We start from the raw sequence: 20291 nt of genomic DNA on the forward strand, positions 1-20291 counted from the left end.
AACTTTGTAAACTGGCGAAGCCATTCCCAAAAGGAAAGGCGCTGGCTACCTAAGACAGTTCTGGAGATTCACCCTTGAAGACGCTTATTCATCCAACTGCTGTAGTTCATCCTAACTCGGAACTACACTCAACAGTGCAAGTCGGTGCTTATGCTGTGATTGGCGCACATGTAAAAGTAGGCCCTGAAACTATAATCGGCGCTCATGTAGTGCTAGAAGGGCCTTGTGAAATTGGGGCGCGAAATCAGATTTTTACTGGTGCAGCTATCGGTATGGAACCCCAGGATCTCAAATTTGTGGGAGAACCAACCTGGGTAAAAATTGGCGATAATAACTTGATTCGTGAGTACGTTACTATTAACCGTGCTACCGGTGCTGGTGAAGCAACGGTGATTGGTGACGGTAACTTGCTGATGGCTTACGTCCATGTAGCTCATAATTGCATTATTGAAGACCAGGTTGTAATTGCCAACTCTGTAGCTTTGGCGGGTCATGTTCACATCGAGTCACGTGCTAGGCTGAGTGGGGTTTTGGGTGTCCATCAATTCGTGCATATTGGCAGACACTCAATGGTGGGCGGTATGACACGTATTGACCGGGATGTGCCCCCATATATGCTGGTGGAAGGAAATCCGGCACGGGTGAGAACCCTCAACCTGATTGGACTCAAACGCTCTGGTATGGACTCAAGCGAATTACAAATTCTCAAAAAAGCCTTCCGCATTCTCTACCGTTCTAACTTGACTTTTAAGGACGCCTTGGAACAGTTGGAACTGCTAGGGGAAACAGAACAACTACAGTACTTACGTCGCTTTCTGCTACTTTCTCAGATGTCAGGAAGACGTGGTTTGGTTCCCGGAAAGAGTAAACCGGGCGTGAGCGATGATTCGTAGATTATCTGTTAGGAGTTAGGAGTGAAATTTCATTCCTAACTCCTAACTTCTGAATTTTTAAATTTGAACTTCTAATTTTTACTAATTATCAAATGCGGATATTTATCAGCACTGGCGAAGTGTCTGGCGATTTGCAAGGTTCGCTGCTAATTGCAGCGCTGAAGCGTCAAGCTGCTGCTGCTAATTTGGAATTAGAAATTGTGGCACTAGGTGGCGAAAAAATGCTAGAGGCAGGGGCAACCTTGCTGGGTAATACCAGTAGTATTGGCTCAATGGGTATTCTAGAAAGCTTGCCTTATATTTTGCCCACTATTAAGGTACAACGACAGGCGATCGCCTACCTCAAACAAAATCCACCTGACTTAGTGGTGCTGATTGATTACATGGGGCCTAATATTGGCATTGGTACTTATATGCAGCAGCATTTACCAGGAGTGCCCATAGTGTATTACATAGCTCCCCAAGAATGGGTTTGGGCAGTAAATGTACGTAATACTGCCCGGATTGTCAGCTTTACAGACAAGCTGTTGGCAATTTTCCCAGAAGAAGCCCGTTATTTTCGCGGGAAAGGCGCAAAAGTAAGTTGGGTGGGGCATCCTTTGGTTGACCGAATGCAGGATGCTCCCAGTCGCCAAGAGGCGCGGGCAAAATTGGGAATTGCACCAGAACAAACTGCGATCGCACTTCTCCCCGCTTCTCGCCGCCAAGAACTAAAATATCTTTTACCAGTTATTTTCCAAGCTGCTCAAACTATTCAAGCTAAATTACCAGAAGTTCATTTTTGGATTCCTCTGTCTCTAGATATTTATAGACAGCCAATTGAGCAGGCAATTGAGCGTTATGGTCTACGGGCTACAGTTGTATCAGGTCAACAAAAAAAGCAAGTATTTGCTGCAGTTGATTTCGCCATTACCAAATCTGGCACTGTTAACTTGGAACTTGCTCTATTAAACGTGCCGCAAGTGGTAGTTTACCGTCTGCATCCGATAACTGTTTGGATTGCGCGGAAAATCTTGAAAGGTTCTATACCTTTTGCCTCGCCGCCTAATTTAGTGGTTATGAAGCAGATTGTGCCAGAGTTTTTACAAGAGCAAGCTACACCAGAAAATATTACCCAAGCGGTAATGGAATTACTACTAAATCCTGAACGCAGACAGCAAACTTTGGCAGATTATAAGGAAATGCGTCAGTGTTTGGGAGAAGTGGGAGTATGCGATCGCGCTGCTCAAGAAATTTTGCAAATGCTACCAAAGACTAGAGACTGGGGACTGGGGATTGGGCACTAGGGAAGAGTTTTCTAATACCTAATCCCTAATTCTCAACCTCTAACTCTCAATACCCGATACCCAATCCCCAATACCTGATCCCCGATACCCAATCCCTAGAGAGGTGTCATGGCTCATGAAGTGAGAAAACAAAGACCGATCGCAGTTGACTTGTTCGCAGGTGCAGGCGGTATGACCCTCGGCTTTGAACAAGCTGGCTTTGATGTGCTCGCATCTGTAGAAATAGACCCCATTCATTGTGCAACACATGAGTTTAATTTTCCCTTTTGCTCAGTGTTATGCAAAAGTGTTGTGGACACAACAGGGCAAGAAATTAGAGATAGATCTGAAATTGGCGATCGTGAGATTGATGCCGTAATTTGTGGCTCACCATGTCAAGGGTTTTCACTAATTGGTAAACGAGTTTTCGATGACCCGCGAAACTCATTAGTATTTCACTTTCATCGGCTAGTTTTAGAGTTACAACCGAAGTTTTTTGTAATGGAAAATGTTCGGGGGATCACAGTCGGTGAACATAAACAAATCCTCACAACCTTGATTGACGAGTTTAAGATTCACGGCTATCAAGTTGAGGAGAATTACCAAGTTTTAAATGCTGCCCATTACGGAGTACCACAGTCTCGTGAGAGATTATTCCTCATTGGGGTGAGAGGGGATATAAAGTTACCGAAATATCCTCAGCCGATTACTAAACAAGCGTTACCAAATAATTCTACATCCAAAAATTTATCTGTTCTTCCAGATGGCCCGACGGTATGGGAGGCAATTGGAGATCTACCAGAAGCAGAAAAATACTCAGAATTATTAGAAAGAGATTGGGTAATCGCGGAGTATAGCAAGCCTAGTAATTATGCTCTAACACTTCGCGGTATTAGCACTTTAGCAGATGATTATTCCTACGAACGTGAATTCGATTCCCGAATTCTTTCTTCAAGTCTCCGCACAAAACACTCCATAGAAACTATTAATCGCTTTGCTGATACAACTCAGGGTGAAAGAGAGCCAATTAGCCGCTTCCATAAACTACATCCTGCTGGCGTTTGTAACACCTTAAGAGCAGGCACAGATATGCATAAAGGTTCTTTCACTTCTCCAAGACCAATTCACCCATCTACACCCCGCTGTATCACGGTCAGGGAAGCGGCGAGACTGCATTCATACCCCGATTGGTTTAGATTTCATGTGACAAAATGGCACGGATTCCGGCAAGTCGGTAACTCTGTACCACCCTTACTAGCAAAGGCTGTAGCAGCGGAGATTATTCGTAGTTTGAATATCTCACTTTGTAAACCCAGTGTTCGATACGAATTGGGAGTACAGAAGCTTTTGCAACTTAATATGTCACAAGCAACACAATATTATCAACGAAATTGTTAAAGCTAAGCGATCGCCTTGTAATATCTGCAAATTGCCCTAAGTCCAAGCACGGAAAAATGTCCCATCTTCCCAAATACCAGCAGTTTGTTGAGCGATCGCAGTCAGTTCTTGCTCCTTAAGGGGTTGAAAAGCCCGCGCTATCTTGACATTAGCTTCTAATTGTGCAGTTGTTTCTGCTGCAATCACACAACAATGAACTCCAGGCTGAGACATTGTGTATCCCAAAGCTTGTTGCATACCTGTTAACCCACCTGGTTTAAATAGCCGTCCATAGGCCGGGACTTTCATCGCAATTACACCGACATTCTTTTCTTGAGCTACTGGTAGAACTACGGGAATAAATGGACGCGGATGGTGTTTGTCGGCGGCATTAACGGGAATCAGTGTAGTGTGGAAGGGGTAGCGACGTAGCCCTTCGGCAATCACTTCAGGATCATGATGTCCGGTAATACCTGCGTAGCGTACGAGTTTCTGCTGTATGGCTTCTTCCATAGCTTTAATTGCACCAGATGCACCAAAGATAGTATCTAGTTCTTGGGAAAAAGAAACGTGATGCAACTGCCATAAATCGAGATAATCAGTGTTGAGACGTTTAAGCGATCGCTCCAATTCTCGCCATGCACCATCCCGATCTCTTTTATCAGTCTTACTTGTTAAAAACAGCTTTGAGCGGTGGGGTGGTAGAACTTTACCTAAATAATCTTCACTTGGGCCATAACTAGCCGCAGTATCAAAATAGCGGATGCCAAGTTCCAGCGCTCTTTGAATAATTTCCACAGCATCACGTTCTCTTCCTTCCCAAGATAGCGGCGTTTGTCCTGCTCCACCTAAACCGAAAATAGGTACTTTTACTTCCGTGCGTCCTAGTACTCTTTCTGGCATTGTTACTGGTGGTGTAGCGGTGTTGGTGGCATTTTGTTGTAAGGCAGTAGTTGCCACAATACCACCTGTCACAGCAGCGGTGGTCATTAAGAAATTACGCCGCGTCTGTCTTTGTGTCATGGCTAGCTTTAAAGGCGAAATTGCTTTTCTTCTATGTTAGCTAGAGAGAATTAATCTGAGAAAGTAAAACTACTAGTCTGCCAAGGAAACTTTGCATGGTGATAGGCTGAGGAAGCTGGAGAGGCTGGGGGAGAAAAAGCATTATTGAAAAAGAATTCTTTCTCCCCCTGCTCCCCCTGCTGCACCTCTCCCCCTGCTTTGCCTACACGGCAAAATTGGGTTGGTGAACTACTACTGATAAACTAGGGACACTCTCAAAGCGCTGGTCATTGGTGAGAAACGTAGAGCATTGAGACAACAGCGCTGTCGCTGCGTAGATAGCATCGGGTAACTTAATATTGACACTGGCACGTAGTTGAGCAGCTTCAATTAAGACCTGACGGCTGACAGGAATCACTGTTAAATTCCGCGAATTGCTAATGAACTGTTTGTAAGTTTTCTGTTGAGCTAAGTCCTGATTTTGAAACGGTTTTACTAATGCTTCAGCAAGTGAAAGTTCACTAGTTATTACACTCAAGTTACCCTGCTCAATATTTTGGAATAACTGAGTTAAGTTTTGGACGAATGCTGGATATCCTTCTAAAGCATAGATCCAAATATTGGTATCGAGGTAGACCCGTGTGCCTTGAATAGCATTTAGGATTCCCATGCATCCCGTTCTTGGCGAATAAACTTATCGACTTCTTCTGGAGTGGTAAAACTCCCTCTAGCAGATCCGAGAAAGCTAGTTAGAGGCTTTTCAGATTCCTTCAGGGGTGATTCCAGAAGTACTATCACCTCTACAGTTGCGCCTGCTGGAAGTTCTGGAGAACAGATTTCTACTACACCACCAGGCTTGACTATCGCCTTTTGCCTGAGTCCATTCAGCATGATAATTTATCCTCATTAACGTAGGAATATCGATTCTTCCAGGTATAGTCTTGTAGCTTCTTTCAGATTAGCAATAGCCTCTTCAATTGTTTCCCCTTGATCAACTGTGCCAACTTCAGGACATTCGGCTACATACATATCTTCCTCTTTGTCAATAATGGCAGTTAATGTTTTGGTTTTCATTTTTATAAGTAAGTACCCTCAATGAGGATTTTTTATATGTCTATCTGGGAAGAGCCAGATGGACATTGAATGACATTTCCTACTAATTGAGGATTTTCAGGAGGTGTTTTTGATGTTGAATTCGTTTCACAAGTAGCAGTTTTCATTTCAACTTCATCTGTTTCTTTCACTAAGAAAACAACACCCGTATAACTTCTTAATCCATCTTCTTTTGCCGTAGCTGTTGTTATAGCTTGTGAATTATCTGTACTAGCAATATTATAAACATAGTTACTAGTTTCCGAGCGAATACTTAATTCTAAGTCTTCTATGGTAGTAGCAAAGATATCTTTTTCTAGGTGGAAAATTTGTTGCCCTCTATTAATTGAACCAATGTAAACTTTAGCTTCTGATTGTTTTGCTTTTGTTTCTTGCTGATTGTATTCTAATTGATGACTAACTTCTATAAATATCTTTGGTATGATAACACCAATCAAAACTAACCCTAAAAATATATAAGCCTTTTTTGCTTGTTTAATATTAAAAAGGTCAGAAAAATACTTTACATGACCTACCTGGTAAATATTTTGCTTTTCTTGAATAATGGCGGCAGCTATAATCATACCTGCACCAAGAATTAGCAATACCCATCCCCATTGAATCTGAACTGACTGAATCGCCACATCAGCAAATCCTTTGAACGGATTACCAGCCAATTCTTCTTCCATATTCGATTTAAGTTGAGATATTCGTATTTGAAAATTTATCAATCCTATTATGATCACTCCAAGAGAAGCAAGCCCTGTCCACCAAAGCCATTTATACTTCTCTTTAACTGCTAAAATCAGAGAGATAACAGCTAATATGAGCAGAACAACTCCGTCACCTTTGCCATTATGAAAATAGTTTAAACTACCTATCATTGGGGCAGTTACAATAGGAGTGAAAACTCCAATAAATAAAATAATAGAGCCAGTAACTCCTAATATTTTACTTTGCAGTATTGATTCGACTCCGCTCAAGTTAATTGTCGTACCATTAACGCTAATAGTTAGGTTGGGCGATTTTAATGTTGATGCTTGATTTATAATCTCTCTTTTATCTTGACTGGTAACAGTAGGATTTGAATTTGGTTGCGCTAATATATCAAATTCTTGAATCCAAGACGGAAACTCATTACCAATCTGTTTTCCGTAAATTTTTACGGTTGTAATGCATTCCGGCTTTATCATCATCATTTCTCGGCGGACAACCGTAGTTGAAGTTTGTACCGGAATCTGATCGGATTCCAGCATCACCTGTAAGCAGCTATCTTGCAAGCTAATTTTTGCAGTAATGTTTTTGTGTTGTAGGGCAATGTTTAGTAATGTTGTAATATTATCCACATCGCCTTGCTTTGCCTGTTCCTTCAGACTAAGTTGGTTTTGTTGTGTTTCTACATTATGAACTACAGATTGTTGTTCGCAAATTTCCAACTCTTGACTCCAAGCTGGAAATTCCTCACCTGTTTGTCGTCCATAAACCTTAACTCTCTCAATAGATACAGCACCTAAGCCAGTTATACCTTTGCGGACGAATGTAACTAAGGCTTGCTGATTAGGCACTTGGGCAGATTCCAGCATTACCTGCAAACAAGCGTCTTGAAAAGCAACTTTTGCAGTAATGCCTTTAGGTTGTAATTGGCGGTTCATCAGAGATGCGATCGCCCCTGCATCTCCCTGTTTAGCAAGTTCCAAAATATTCTGCTGTGTCATAACCAATAAATGCAAAAACCTGAGAAAATATTGTCTATATCAGGATTCCCTATTTATAAGCAAAATAAACATTTCTGTATAAATATATTTAAATTAGTATAATCGTTCAATCTTACAAATAAAGTCATTGCATTATCAAAGATTATCCACAAAAAACTAATAAACTAGCGTTCAATTGTAATAACAGATATGCCGTTACTAATACTTACCTTTTGAATAAACATATTCTGAGAAGATGAAAAAATATCATTTGTCATTTTATTAGCAAGACTTTCAAAATTTTGGGTTGTTAATCCGCGGACAGTATCACCACTTAAGTTAATAGAAATAGTTACAACTTGAGGATTAGTAGAAGGCTGTTTATTATTTACTGCTTCTAATTCTGCTTTTGTTACACCTAGATTAAATTCTTGGCTCCAAACAGGAAACTGCTCGCCTGTTTGGTATGCGTAAACTTCCACTCTTTCTATAGATGCAGCACCTAAACCAGTTATCCCTTTGTGTACAAATGTAATTAAAGCTTGCTGATTCATTACTTGAGCAGATTCCAGCATTACCTGTAAGCAAGCATCTTGAAGCGCAACTGTCGCAGTAATGCCTTTGGGTTGTAGGTGGCGGTTCATCAAAGATGCGATCGCCTGTGTATCTCCTTGTTTAGCAAGTTCTAAAGTATTAGGCTGTGTCATAACCAGTAAAAGAGAAAAGCTGAGAAAATAATCTTCTATCTCAGGATTCCCGGTTTACAGGTACAAGCAACATTTTATAATTCCAACTTTAAATATGAAGATTGATCAACCTCATGCTTGGCCCCTAACGGTAGAAGAAGCGATCGCTATTCAAGAACAGTTACGAAGTCAGGTAATTACTGAGGATAAATTCAAAGAACCTATCCAATACGTTGCGGGCGTGGATATGGGTTTTGAAGCCGATGGAACGATTAGCCGTGCAGCGGTGGCGGTGCTGAGTTTTCCCGATTTACAAGTAGTCGAAACTAGCTTGGCACGTCGTCCTACTACGTTTCCTTACATTCCTGGTTTCCTCTCATTTCGAGAAATTCCCGCTGTACTTGATGCCCTAGAAAAGATTCAGATAATACCAGATATCATCCTGTGTGATGGTCAGGGAATTGCTCATCCCCGCAGATTAGGTATAGCTAGCCATTTAGGGGTAATTATAGATATGCCGACAATTGGTGTAGCAAAATCGTTGTTGATTGGTAAACATGAAGATCTGCCAGAAACTAAAGGAAGTTTGCAACCACTAATACATCGGGGTGAAACAATTGGGGCAGTTTTACGAACACGTACAGGAGTAAAACCTCTGTATATCTCCAGTGGTCATAGAGTCAGCTTATCAACAGCAATTGACTATGTATTACGCTGCACACCAAAGTATCGCTTGCCAGAAACCACACGCGTTGCAGATAAATTAGCATCTGCGAGATAAAGCGTAGATTCTCAAGATCATTTTGTTGAAGTTTGTTCTAAATACTTGCTTGCTTCTGCTCAATCGTGTTAGGAATCGCACAGGAAAGAGTTGAAGTAGCTAAATACGAGTTACCCAAGTTAGAACAATGAACGCACTAACTTTACAGTGGCATGATGCAGGTCAAGATAAAACTCAGAATATTTACGAACAACAGCCAAGCAAAAATCCTGGCACTATCCGCATAGGCCGCGATCCACTCCGGTGCGACATTGTTCTGAGTCACCCTACCGTATCTGGTCTGCACGTTGAAATCTTTTTTCATAACCAGCAACAACGCTTTTATATCAGAAATTTGCGATCGCAAAATCCCCCCCTCATAGATGGACAGCAACTAGTCCAGGGTGAAAGACCTTTAACTCAAGGCACAGTTATCTTTTTAGGGCAAACGAAACTTCAAGTCACCAGCGTTTCAATCAACAGTATCCCAGCAACAATTTTGACGCCACCGCAAGCACAAGCGGCAAACTTCCATTCACCCACACCTCTGGCATATCAGCAGCCACAAGTGCAACTAGGACATCACCATCATCAACCCAAAGCTTCAGCACCACCCCAAGGGGTTTATGGCTTGGAGTGTCCCAAATGTCATAAAGTTTCCCCTGCTGAGAATTTGCAAATTGGCTGTCGCTGGTGCGGCACATCTTTAGCTGCGGCAGTAAGTGTGCTAGTAGCACCCAGTAATTAGGATAGATGGGACAAATATCAATGACAAATGACAAATGACAAATGACTTACAAATTCAATTAAGTTGGGAAGATCCAGCAACAGGAGAACGGCGAGAACCAAAGTTAAATGTACCCATCGCTTTTGGTCGAGAATTCGCCCGTTTACCTGCCGAAATTGCAGGAAAACGCGTCTCTAGAATGCTGCTTAACAGTAATGAAGTTTCTCGCTACCATGCCCTAATCGATTGGGAACAAAACCAACTGGTGGTAATTGACCAAGGTAGTGTTAACGGTATATTTGTCAATAGTCAACAACAAACGCGCAGTGTTTTGACTAATGGGGATGTGCTGCAAATTGGCCCTTACATGATGACGGTGACGTTTGCCACTAACGTATCTGCACAAATCACCAGTCCTCCTTCAACAATTCAGTTTAACCCCAATACCAATCTTCCCGACCCCAGCTTATCCCCAGCGCAGTCTACACCCTCAAGAAGCAATTTCCCGCCATCAGCCTTTCAGGCAGAAAATGTCGTTGTGCAAGCACTTCATGCTACAGGCTTGCCAGTCGATGAATCTGACTATCTGGCGATTGGGGCAGGATTGGGTAGCTTTGTCTGGGTTGATTTGCTGCGAATTAGTGGTGTTCATGCCGACAAAATTGTGGCTTTGGGATTAGAGGGAGAGCCGTATGCTCGTTACAAGCGCCTCTGTATGAATTCACAAATTCCTCTACACGAAAGGTTGCGATCTAATTCTGACTCTTGTCCTGATAATATTTGGGGTTGGCCTAGCTATGCTCTGCGGGAATCTTGGTACGATTTCACCCAAGGCAAGCTAAACTCAGCATTTAGGTATTTATGGCAGGTGTTTGCTGAGCCAACATTTGCAGAAACTTATACACCCCGTGCAGGGAATGTCTTTGATTCCATCGACCGAGAGGCCAAGCGCATAGGCTGGAATCAAATTTATCGCTATGGAAGAGTTAGGGCAATTCGCAAAACTGATGATGGTAGATATTGCGTAGCTTACTCTCGTGGCCCAGGAAATTATGCTTTTATAGTTAGTCGTTATTTACATTTGGCTACTGGCTACCCAGCCATTCAGTTTCTTCCAGATTTACAAGCTTATAGGGAAAAATATCAAGATTTTAAGTCGGTCGTGAATGCTTATGAAGCACACGATCATGTTTATCAACAACTAGAGCAACAGGGTGGTACGGTGTTGATTCGGGGGCGGGGGATTGTCGCTTCGCGCGTTGTCCAGCGCATTTATGAGGCAAGAAAGCAAAATCAGAATATTACAGTTTTGCATTTGATGCGATCGCCTAAACCCCAAGGTAACAAATTTCAAACTGCCCAGCGTCTAGTCAAAAATCATTACGAATTTCAACCATTTAACTGGCCTAAAGCCTGTTGGGGCGGTGAACTCCGCGTCATGTTAGAAAAAGCTAGTCCTGATGAGCGCAAACGCCTATTAGCAGACTGGGGCGGTACAACCACCGCCGACCGCCACGATTGGCAACGCATTACCGAACAAGGGCTGAGCGAAGGCTGGTATCAAATTACCTTTGGTGAAGTTCTAGGTGTAGAACGGGATGCCCAAAACCGTACTATTACCCATATCCGGGAAAAAGGTTTTGGGGAAATGAATCTGGCAGCTGACTTTATTGTTGATGCTACTGGACTCGATGCCAAGGTGGAAACAAATCCTTTATTAGACGACTTGGTAAAACATTACAATCTGCCGCTAAATCACTTGGGGCGATTGGTTGTAGCAAACAATTTCGAGTTGACAGAAATGCGTAGTGGCAGAGGTCAGATGTATGCAGCTGGAGCCATTACCCTGGGTGGCCCCTATGCAGCAGTTGATAGTTTTCTCGGCTTGCAGTACGCCGCGTTAGTTGCCGTTGATGGACTCGTTGCCGCCCGTGCGCCTGGAGTCCAATACTTGAATACCGTAAGTTCCTATGGGCAATGGTTGAAGTGGGTGTTAAATCAATCGCCTTAGTTAAGTGAAAGTAAAGAAATTATAGGCGATCGCCTATCATCCATTTATGACAGATCAAAATCTCGATAATCCATTCCGTAGGCTCAAGGTTCGCAATTTGCTGTTGCGGGGTTTGTTGATATCCTTGAGTCTTGGCTTTGCACTAGGCTTTATACAAGGAATCAGTGGTCTGAAATTTAACAATCAAGTTGTGCCGTTGATCCTATACATCTTAATATTTGGATTACTTTGCCTCTGGGAACTGGCAGATTTCAAACGCTTTGGAATTAATCTCAAGTACGTAGTAGGTAGAGTACCAAAAAATCATAAGTGGCTAAAGACAGTAGGCTTAGTGATTCTCACGATTCTGTTTTCACTCAGTGCCTTCCTTGTGTCATTTTACATACTATTATTAGTTGCGCCTTCCTTTGTGGAGGGAGTCATCCGCCAGGTTGCTGCCAATCCATCTCCTCAAAGTTCTGCACCTTTGTTTGATAATTTGCTAGCAGTGATCGTTTATGTAGTGATTGGCCCGATCGCAGAAGAATTTCTTTTTCGAGGTATTATTTTACAGCGTTGGGCGGCTAAGTGGGGCATTCGAGCTGCTTTAGTTATTTCATCGCTTTTATTTGGAATTTTACACGCCAATGTTTTGGGATTGTCCATATTTGGGATAATCATGGGGGTGTTATACATCAAAACCCGCACGCTGATTGTACCGATCGCTTGCCATGCATTGAATAATTTTCTGGCGGTGACAATGGGACTGTTTTCTAGTGGCTCGAATCCGACCTCAGCTGTGAACACCATAGAACAATTACGTTCTAGCTGGTGGCTAGGTGTCCTACTAATGCTAGTAACATTGCCTTTGCTAGTTCGCTTCCTTTCCCAAAATTGGCCGCGCCGAGATGCTGCAGTCCCCTATTTAATCAACGCTTACCAAGATGAAGCGTAAAAATACTCATTAATGGTGTAGAAATGTATAGAATCTTGTAAAGATGTAAAATATATTCTTTTTAAGATGCAAACATTTCAAGCTACTTCCTCAATGCAGCTGTCCATACCACCAAATCAATGCCAGCCTTTGAAGATTATCGCACTGGGAGATAGCTTAGTCTATGGATTCGGCGACCCAGAAAGAGGAGGTTGGGTTGAGCAACTGCGACGCTGGTGGATGTTGCCGGATAGTGCGGGTCATGTTTTATATAACTTAGGAGTACGAGGCGATCGCACACAGCAAGTAGCACAAAGGCTAGAAGTTGAATTTCGCCATCGAGGTGAACTGCGAAATCGTGTTCCCGACTTAATTATCTTATCAGTAGGCGTGAATGACTCAGCGCGGTTAGCTCGTCCTGATGGACGCAATTATACAGATTTTGCCGTATTTGAATCGGAAATCGCTTCTTTACTAGATTTGGCACAGCAACTCTGTCCCGTATTATTTGTAGGTATGGTTCCAGTGAATGAAGCTAAGATGCCATTTCTAGATTGCTTTTACTACAATCATGCCGAACAATACCGCTATAAAACAGCTACTCAAATTGCTTGCTCTAAACGGCAAATTCCCTATCTGGATATTTTCCAGCAATGGATGGAACGCGGTGAAGCTTGGCGACTCAAACGCTTGAGCGAAGATGGTCTTCACCCTAATACACTAGGATATCAAGCTTTATTGGAGGATGTGCTGAATTGGAAACCATTAGCAGCCTATCATTCTAAATACGATTCTTGCTTGCGATCGCCCTAAAAATATAATTACTTTTGTATTTTCCTTCCTTGCATAAAACACTAAATTTTTACTAGTTTTTTGAATATAAATGGGAGTAAAGTGCATTTCACAACTAATCTAAAAAAACTCCCATATCTCCTATTATTTTTTACTCAGTAATCTTATGACTCCAACTTTATTAGGTCGTTGGCAAACTCGATTATTACTACTTGCTACTGTTGGTGTGTTAGTATCCTTGCCTTTCGCAATAGGCTTAGTTGGGCCTGGTGCTAACTCAGTTTATTTTTGGATACTTAGTTATGTTGCTATTTTTGGCTTAGGTTGGGATGTACTTTATAACTATCTTCAAAAATCTCGTTGGGATAGAGACTGGCCCGCAGCTTATCAACTTTTAGCTGGTATATGGGAATTAGTTTTTGTCTTCTGCGGGATAAAACTTTTTGGCTTCTTACCCACACCTCTGCCTAAAGAGGAACTATCGCCAGGAGCTTTTCTATTCCACTACAGCGTCGTTTGGCTAGCAGTTTTTATTGTCTCGCAAAGCCTGATGCGAATTATATTTCCCCGTTGGCGTTTCCGAGGTGGCGAGTGGTTGTAAATGCTCAAGCTTTTTTAGCTTTTTGTTGTCTGTAAAGCATGAAAGTAATTATATAAGTAGCTAGGCGTAAATAAATTAAAGTTTGTAGTAAGGACTTTAGTCCTGATAATCCTTATTTTGAGCAATGAATCGCTCACTACGAAATAGGATTTTATTTTACTGTTTAATTATACCTACTTACTTATTATTTAAAATAAATTTATTTATTCATAGAGATTCTGTTTCTGAAATAGACAATTGTGCTGATGTAACAGTCATATAGAAGAAAAACACAAAATAAGCTTTGAAGTTTGGTAAAAATTCTCTAATCAAAGATGTGAATTTTCGTATCTCTGTATTTCTACCGTTGTGTCCTGTTGACTTAAAATTGCTATATTTAACTCCCTCAATATCTTCTTACTTTGTGATCAAGGAAGTAAAATGTCGAATTTTGACCTAGTTACTAAGCTTTTTCTACAACTCACCGTAATTTTAATCACTTGTCGCATCGTCACAATTTTGGGACGACGTTATCTTGGTCAAACCGATGTTGTTTGTGAAATGATCGCAGGTGTGATGCTGGGCCCATCACTTTTGGGTTTGATAGCACCAGATTTGCAGCAATGGCTGTTTCCCAAGCTTCCTGTCTTAACTGCATTAGGAGACAAAATTCCTAACCCATCGATGTCGATTTTATATGCAATTAGCCAAATTGGATTGGCAATTTATATGTTTTTGATTGGGCTGGAGTTCGATACAAAACTTTTAAAACATCATATTAAAAGTGCGGGATTGCTATCTGCTGCGGGAATTATTACTCCATTTATTTTAGGAGCGATCGCCTCTTTTTTCTTGTACAACAATGGCAGTTTTCTCCAACCAAATGTAACACTTTGGGCGGCTGCTTTGTACCTTGGTGCGTCGATGACAATTACCGCGTTTCCCATGTTAGCTAGAATCATTTACGAACGCGGTCTGGCAAAAACCCGCTTTGGTACTTTAGCTTTAGGAGCAGCATCGGTTGATGATGGAGTTGCTTGGTGTTTGCTGGCGGTTGTACTTGCTAGTGTGAAAAATTCTATGAGTATTGCTGTTTTAGCAATTGGTGGTGGCATTATTTATGTATTGTTTGCAATTTTTGTAGGGCAACCCCTACTTAGCATCTTCACACGCATAACAAAACGCGATGCAGGTGTGAGTAGGCAAACCCTGACTTTATTGTTAATAGTTTTGGCATTCTGTGCTTGGTTTACTGATGCCACAGGTATATATGCAATATTCGGTGCATTTGTGCTTGGTGCAGTGATGCCGCGTGGAGAATTCGCCCAACAAATTCGCCAACATACTGAGTTTTTTACGACTTCATTTTTACTACCGATTTTCTTTGTTTTTTCTGGACTCAACACTCAAATTGGACTGGTAAACACACCTGCTTTGTGGGGAATCACAATCTTAATTCTTGCGATCGCCATTTTTGGTAAAGGTGTTTCTTGTACACTGGCAGCAAGGCTTGGTGGCGAGAATTGGCGGAATTCGGCAATAATTGGCTCATTAATGAACGCTCGTGGTTTGATGGAGTTAATTATTCTCAATGTTGGTCTTGAGCAAGGTATAATCACTCCAACTTTATTCACTATTATGGTTATTATGGCGATTATTACAACACTCATGGCATCACCTTTAATTGCTTTTTTGTTACAAGGTACAAACTATGAAAAATCTTCAGTTTAAAAACAGTACAGTAGCAATTTCAGGGATCAATCACTTAATATTAATTACGTAAATATTGGTTAAATACCTATCTTTGAATTCTAGTTATAACTGCTTTCATTGCTAGAAGCGTGTTGTAACAACAATTGACATCACAACTAAGCGCAAATTAACTTTAAGTGTGTCCAACAAGGTTGACATTTTCCATTAATTTAAAGAATCATCTAAAAGAAACCGGATAGTCGTTGAGGAAACCATGCACACAATTATTCTCGTTCTGGTTGAGGTGCTGATTGTTATTGGACTGTCACGGCTAGTAGGGCTGGCATTCCGGTCAATTAATCAACCGCTAGTAATTGGTGAAATTGTTGCGGGGATTATGCTCGGCCCGTCTTTATTTGGTTGGATTGCTCCCTATGCAGCAGTTACCTTATTCCCACCAGAAACTATTCCTTTTCTAAATATTTTGTCTCAGGTGGGACTAATATTTTTCATGTTTCTAATTGGATTAGAGCTCAATCCAAAATACTTGAGTGGACAATTAGAAGTAGCCATTCTCACTTCTCACGTAAGTATTTTAGCTCCGTTTTCTTTAGGAACATTGCTAGCGGTGGTGCTTTATCCTCTAGTTTCCAATGCTAGTGTGTCCTTTACTACCTTTGCTCTGTTCTTGGGGGCGGCAATGTCAATTACTGCCTTTCCTGTGCTAGCACGAATTATTACTGAGAATAATTTGCAGGGGACACGCTTGGGAACGTTGGCTTTAACTTGTGCCGCAGTCGATGATGCGACAGCTTGGTGCTTATTGGCAGTAGCGATCGCTGTAGCTCGTACAGGTAACTTCGCTGGTGCAGTCCCCACAATTATTGAGAGCTTAGTCTACATTGCTTTTATGCTAACGGTGGGACGTTGGTTTTTACAACGTCTTGCTACTCATTATCGCCGCACTGGACGCCTTAGCCAATTAGTTCTAGCTCTAATTTATATGGCAGTGGTTGCGTCTGCACTAATCACTGAACTAATAGGCATTCACTTGATTTTTGGAGCATTTTTACTGGGCGCAGCAATGCCCAAGAATGCAGATTTAGTGCGCGAATTGGCGATAAAAACTGAAGATTTCGTATTGATATTTTTACTGCCAATATTTTTTGCCTATAGTGGTTTGCGGACGCAAATTGGTTTGCTCAACCGTCCCGAATTATGGCTTTTGTGTGCATTGGTTTTAATAGTGGCGATCGCAGGTAAGTATATAGGCACTTATGTCGCAGCTCGTGTCAGTGGTATTAATAAGCGGGAAGCATCGGCACTCGGTTGGTTAATGAATACTCGTGGTTTGACCGAACTGATAGTGCTAAATATTGGTTTGGAGTTAGGAGTAATTTCCCCTTTAGTATTTACCATGTTGGTCATAATGGCATTAGTAACCACATTCATGACCTCGCCACTACTGGAATGGACGTATCCAAAAAAGCTGATCATGTTAGATGTGGTGGAACCAGAATTAGAAACAGAAGCAGACATAGATGCAGCTAGTGAACCTTACACTCGTCCCTACCGGATTTTAGTACCGATTGCTAATCCTAGTACACAAAAAGGTTTGGTGCAATTAGCTGTGGCGATCGCGCTGCCCACCGCAGGCATTGCTCTTAACTACCAACAACCCGCCATTGTTAATCCCTTGAGCTTGATTGAATTTGAAGAAGACTATGCCTTTGAAAGTACTCCAGTTGAAGCAGACCGATTAATCGTACAGCGCCGCCAGCAGCTAGCTGAATTGATTAATACTCTCGAACCACCAGAAACACAATCTCATGTACATCCTATCGTTCGCATATCTAGCAATGTCGCGCGGGAAACAGCACAGATTGCCGCACTAGAACAAGCAGATTTAATTTTAGTGGGATGGCATCGTCCAGCTTTTAGTAGTAATCGCTTAGGTGGACGAGTTGGACAAATTCTGACTAATGCGCCAGTTGATGTAGCAGTTTTTGTAGACAAGGGAGGCGAGCAATTAGAAAGCTTGTTAGTGCCTTATTCGGCAAATATTCATGATGACCTAGCATTGATACTTGCGTTGAGACTGCTAATCAATCACGAAAATTGCATGTTGCAAATTTTACAAGTAGTAGCGAATCATATCAAGGAAGAATTGAGTTACGAACTGAATACGATGATTGAGCAATTGCCAACTAGTGTACGCGATCGCATAGACATCAAAATTATCGAAGCTCCAGAGCCAATCCAAGCTGTAGTTACAGCCTCAGAAGGTGTCGATTTGACAATTGCTGGCACTAGCCGCACTTGGGGGATTGAGCGTCAAACTTTGGGACGATATACAGATCAACTAGCTATTCAATGCCGCTCCTCCCTACTAATTACCCGCCGCTACAGTCAACTTACCTCTCACCTGTCCTCCGTACTTCCTGATGTTGGTAGTCAAGAATCAAAAGTTGGGATGTAAAACTATGAATCATTTCAACTTCAAATCTTTAGCATTTTATGGAGTAGCAATAAGTTCAGTGCTCCTGTTATTTAAAGTCGTAACGGCCTACGGGGAAAACAATCTTCAGGCTCCTCCTGCAATTAATGGTCTTTATAGTCTGACCCTAGCTGAAAATTTGCCGCTGTGTAAAAAATCGGATGCGTTGATATTAAATCTTCAGCAATCAGGTATCTACTTGAATGCCTCTTTATTAGCAGCAAACACCAACGCAGATATTGACGTTAAGCACTCGCTTACAGGTATGATGCTGAGACAGCAGTTGAATTTATCTGGAACAGTTGACATATCTATATTTTGTAATAACTCTCGGCTGCAAAAAAATCCGATTAACTCAGTCACAATTCAAATGCAACTGGTGCATAAAGGCAAAATGACAGGTCAACTAACCATAAATGGGATCTCGCAAAATCTGGGGTTTACTGCCACGCTACAAAAAGCTCAGGAAAAATCCCAGAAGTCAAACAGCCATTAAAACATGGGCAACTATAAAGAATAAGTTGATATGCATTTAGTTTGCAGTATTGTCGTAGCTAGAGAAAGTAAGAAAGTGGAGGAGAAATAATCAATGTCTTCTGTCCCCTGACTTCTGACTCCTATTTCAACATGCAATCTTGTTTGCCGATTAGCTTAAAAAATTAGTAACCCGTAATTACTAATTAAGAATTGCTATATTGCTAGTCGATAAATCATACTTTATCGCTCAACCTACAAGGGATCAAAAGAATGGACAAGGGACTAAAGACTAGGGAATTTTTCCAATGGTACAAGCAGCTGTTTGGCGTGAGCTTGTTTAGCTTGTATGTAGCAATTGCCCTTGAAACTATTAGCAGTGCTGCTACACCAGTAGCAAAATTAGATGATTGGCGCTTTTATCCAGAGAAAGTACAACTAGAAATTACTCTCTCAGCAGGTATCACTCCCCGCTATTTCTACCTTGCTCAACCACCTCGTATTGTTGTAGATTTGCCGGATACCCAGTTGGGCTATGTTACTACTCAACAAAATTATTCTGGAGCAATCCAAAGAATTCGCGTTTCTCAATTGACCGCAAGTAGCACCCGCATCGTCCTAGATTTAGCACCAAGCACTTCTTTAAATCTAAAGCAGCTGCAACTGCAACCTGTTTCCCAAAATAACCCCACTCGCTGGGTTTTACGTCCTGTCACTTCTGGTTATAGTACTTCTGTGCAACCAGGATATTCCTCGCCTTCACCTAACAACCTACCCCAAAGTAGTAATCTCCCTCAAATACCTCATAACTACTCACGGCCGCCTAGTAATCTACCGCTAACGACTACTAACGCACAACCGCCCTTGTTCACGCTTCCGCCCCCATCGAGCGACCTACCGCAAACAACTAATCCACAGCAGCCTTTTGTAACAGTACCTCCCCTGACTCCTAACCAACCCTCTCAACTACCGAATTCTATTCTTCCGCCTGCTACTTTCCCAAATCAACCCGTTAATTTAAATAGCATTCCTCCTTTCAAACAGTCTGAATTTCCAGTACCAACAACTCCGAATAATCAATCTAATGATCCCGATATCAAGGTAATTGAATTTGGTCAACCTTTACCCAAAACTAGATACTAAAAATTCAAAGTGATTGGAAATTGGGCATAGAATATCAACAAAAGTAATTCTGCCTATGCCCCATGCCAAAATCTAGAATCTATCTGTTTCTTGAGGTGAGCCAACTGCCCCTGGTTGAGCCGTAAAGAAGTTTTGAGCAGCTTCATTCTGATATATACACCTAATATCAGGTTTGTCACTGTCTAAGTTACCTGTAAAGCCAAAGGTATTCAGTCGATTTTTGCAATCTCTTACCTGCTCAGATGTAACCAGCTTGCGTTGTTCTAAAAGTGCCCAGTTATTTTGTCGAATGACGCATCCAGGACGCATACTAGGCTGAGCAACATAGACATTGAAGGGGTTGAGAGTGACAAACAGTCTAGCGTCCATCACCATAGCGCTGGCTCCATACTGTACGCAAATTTCAGGGTTAGGTGCTTTGGTATCAATGAATTCACGGGAAGCCACATTTGATGGAGCCAATGTGGTTGTAGAACTAAAAGCAATGCCAATTCCAATTCCCAAAATCAACACCCCTCCCAAAATTGCGATGGTGGTGAAGTTGAACAGAGGGGATTGGAAAGCAGAGGGTTTAGAAGTAGTAGCCTGTCTACCAGTAGATTTACGTCTCATTATTGCTTAATCACCTTCACGCCGATTGGGCTGGGAGTGGTCTAAACTTCTCTCCCTCTTTCAGTATGCCGAGTCTTGACT

At 41.8% G+C, this 20291-nt stretch carries 20 protein-coding genes; 13 read left to right on the top strand and 7 right to left on the bottom strand.

The window, feature by feature from the left end:
• Positions 1–74: 74 nt before the first annotated feature.
• From lpxA to FNW02_RS14145, 3 genes are all read left to right on the top strand, one after another.
• Positions 75–893: an acyl-ACP--UDP-N-acetylglucosamine O-acyltransferase gene (gene lpxA, locus FNW02_RS14135; protein ID WP_191758165.1), complete on the top strand. Its 819-nt coding sequence runs from the start codon at positions 75–77 to the stop codon at positions 891–893.
• Between the two features lie 92 nt (positions 894–985).
• Positions 986–2179, top strand: coding sequence for a lipid-A-disaccharide synthase (lpxB, locus tag FNW02_RS14140; protein ID WP_191758166.1), 1194 nt, complete (start codon positions 986–988; stop codon positions 2177–2179).
• A 108-nt stretch (positions 2180–2287) separates the two neighbouring features.
• Positions 2288–3556, top strand: a complete 1269-nt coding sequence (locus FNW02_RS14145) for a DNA cytosine methyltransferase (protein ID WP_191758167.1) — start codon at positions 2288–2290, stop codon at positions 3554–3556.
• A gap of 36 nt (positions 3557–3592) precedes the next feature.
• On the opposite strand, the gene FNW02_RS14150 is transcribed toward FNW02_RS14145, so the two are convergent.
• The 6 genes from FNW02_RS14150 to FNW02_RS14175 form a co-directional block, all read right to left on the bottom strand.
• Positions 3593–4558 carry an aldo/keto reductase gene (locus tag FNW02_RS14150; protein WP_191758168.1) on the bottom strand — a complete coding sequence of 322 codons (966 nt, stop codon included), beginning with the start codon at positions 4556–4558 and terminating at the stop codon, positions 3593–3595.
• Between the two features lie 202 nt (positions 4559–4760).
• The gene (locus FNW02_RS14155; RefSeq protein WP_191758169.1) at positions 4761–5207 is read right to left on the bottom strand and encodes a type II toxin-antitoxin system VapC family toxin; all 447 of its coding nucleotides are present in this window, start codon (positions 5205–5207) and stop codon (positions 4761–4763) included.
• Positions 5195–5428 carry a hypothetical protein gene (locus FNW02_RS14160; RefSeq protein WP_191758170.1) on the bottom strand — a complete coding sequence of 78 codons (234 nt, stop codon included), beginning with the start codon at positions 5426–5428 and terminating at the stop codon, positions 5195–5197. The genes FNW02_RS14155 and FNW02_RS14160 overlap by 13 nt, the downstream gene beginning before the upstream one ends.
• A 15-nt stretch (positions 5429–5443) precedes the next feature.
• Positions 5444–5611, bottom strand: a complete 168-nt coding sequence (locus FNW02_RS14165; RefSeq protein WP_191758171.1) for a type II toxin-antitoxin system HicB family antitoxin — start codon at positions 5609–5611, stop codon at positions 5444–5446.
• A gap of 32 nt (positions 5612–5643) precedes the next feature.
• A complete protein-coding gene (locus FNW02_RS14170; RefSeq protein ID WP_191758172.1) occupies positions 5644–7326 on the bottom strand; it encodes a type IV pilin-like G/H family protein in 1683 nt (560 codons plus the stop codon).
• Between the two features lie 182 nt (positions 7327–7508).
• Complete coding sequence (locus FNW02_RS14175) at positions 7509–8030, bottom strand: hypothetical protein (protein ID WP_191758173.1); 522 nt, start codon at positions 8028–8030, stop codon at positions 7509–7511.
• A gap of 94 nt (positions 8031–8124) precedes the next feature.
• Between FNW02_RS14175 and nfi the strand changes: the two genes are divergently transcribed.
• From nfi to FNW02_RS14225, 10 genes are all read left to right on the top strand, one after another.
• Positions 8125–8790, top strand: a complete 666-nt coding sequence (gene nfi, locus FNW02_RS14180) for a deoxyribonuclease V (RefSeq protein WP_191758174.1) — start codon at positions 8125–8127, stop codon at positions 8788–8790.
• A gap of 127 nt (positions 8791–8917) precedes the next feature.
• Positions 8918–9517, top strand: coding sequence for an FHA domain-containing protein (locus FNW02_RS14185; RefSeq protein ID WP_191758175.1), 600 nt, complete (start codon positions 8918–8920; stop codon positions 9515–9517).
• A gap of 34 nt (positions 9518–9551) precedes the next feature.
• Entirely contained in the window at positions 9552–11507 is a 1956-nt protein-coding gene (locus FNW02_RS14190) for an FHA domain-containing protein (protein ID WP_191758176.1), read from the top strand.
• A 46-nt stretch (positions 11508–11553) separates the two neighbouring features.
• Positions 11554–12441 carry a CPBP family intramembrane glutamic endopeptidase gene (locus tag FNW02_RS14195; protein ID WP_191758177.1) on the top strand — a complete coding sequence of 296 codons (888 nt, stop codon included), beginning with the start codon at positions 11554–11556 and terminating at the stop codon, positions 12439–12441.
• A gap of 66 nt (positions 12442–12507) precedes the next feature.
• Entirely contained in the window at positions 12508–13233 is a 726-nt protein-coding gene (locus tag FNW02_RS14200; protein WP_191758178.1) for a GDSL-type esterase/lipase family protein, read from the top strand.
• A gap of 145 nt (positions 13234–13378) precedes the next feature.
• Positions 13379–13813: a hypothetical protein gene (locus FNW02_RS14205; RefSeq protein ID WP_191758179.1), complete on the top strand. Its 435-nt coding sequence runs from the start codon at positions 13379–13381 to the stop codon at positions 13811–13813.
• A gap of 420 nt (positions 13814–14233) precedes the next feature.
• Positions 14234–15523, top strand: coding sequence for a cation:proton antiporter (locus tag FNW02_RS14210; protein ID WP_191758180.1), 1290 nt, complete (start codon positions 14234–14236; stop codon positions 15521–15523).
• Positions 15524–15758: 235 nt separating this feature from the next.
• Positions 15759–17963: a cation:proton antiporter gene (locus FNW02_RS14215; RefSeq protein ID WP_191758181.1), complete on the top strand. Its 2205-nt coding sequence runs from the start codon at positions 15759–15761 to the stop codon at positions 17961–17963.
• Positions 17964–17967: 4 nt separating this feature from the next.
• Positions 17968–18477 (top strand): hypothetical protein, encoded by a 510-nt coding sequence (locus FNW02_RS14220; protein ID WP_191758182.1) that lies wholly within the window; start codon positions 17968–17970, stop codon positions 18475–18477.
• Positions 18478–18728: 251 nt separating this feature from the next.
• The gene (locus tag FNW02_RS14225; RefSeq protein WP_191758183.1) at positions 18729–19598 is read left to right on the top strand and encodes an AMIN domain-containing protein; all 870 of its coding nucleotides are present in this window, start codon (positions 18729–18731) and stop codon (positions 19596–19598) included.
• Between the two features lie 72 nt (positions 19599–19670).
• Here FNW02_RS14225 and FNW02_RS14230 read toward each other — a convergent pair whose 3' ends face one another.
• On the bottom strand, positions 19671–20210 hold the full coding sequence (locus FNW02_RS14230) for a DUF3172 domain-containing protein (protein ID WP_191758184.1): 540 nt from the start codon (positions 20208–20210) through the stop codon (positions 19671–19673).
• Positions 20211–20291 lie beyond the last annotated feature (81 nt).

The organism is Komarekiella delphini-convector SJRDD-AB1 (genome assembly GCF_014831675.1).
Classification (GTDB): Bacteria; Cyanobacteriota; Cyanobacteriia; order Cyanobacteriales; family Nostocaceae; genus Komarekiella.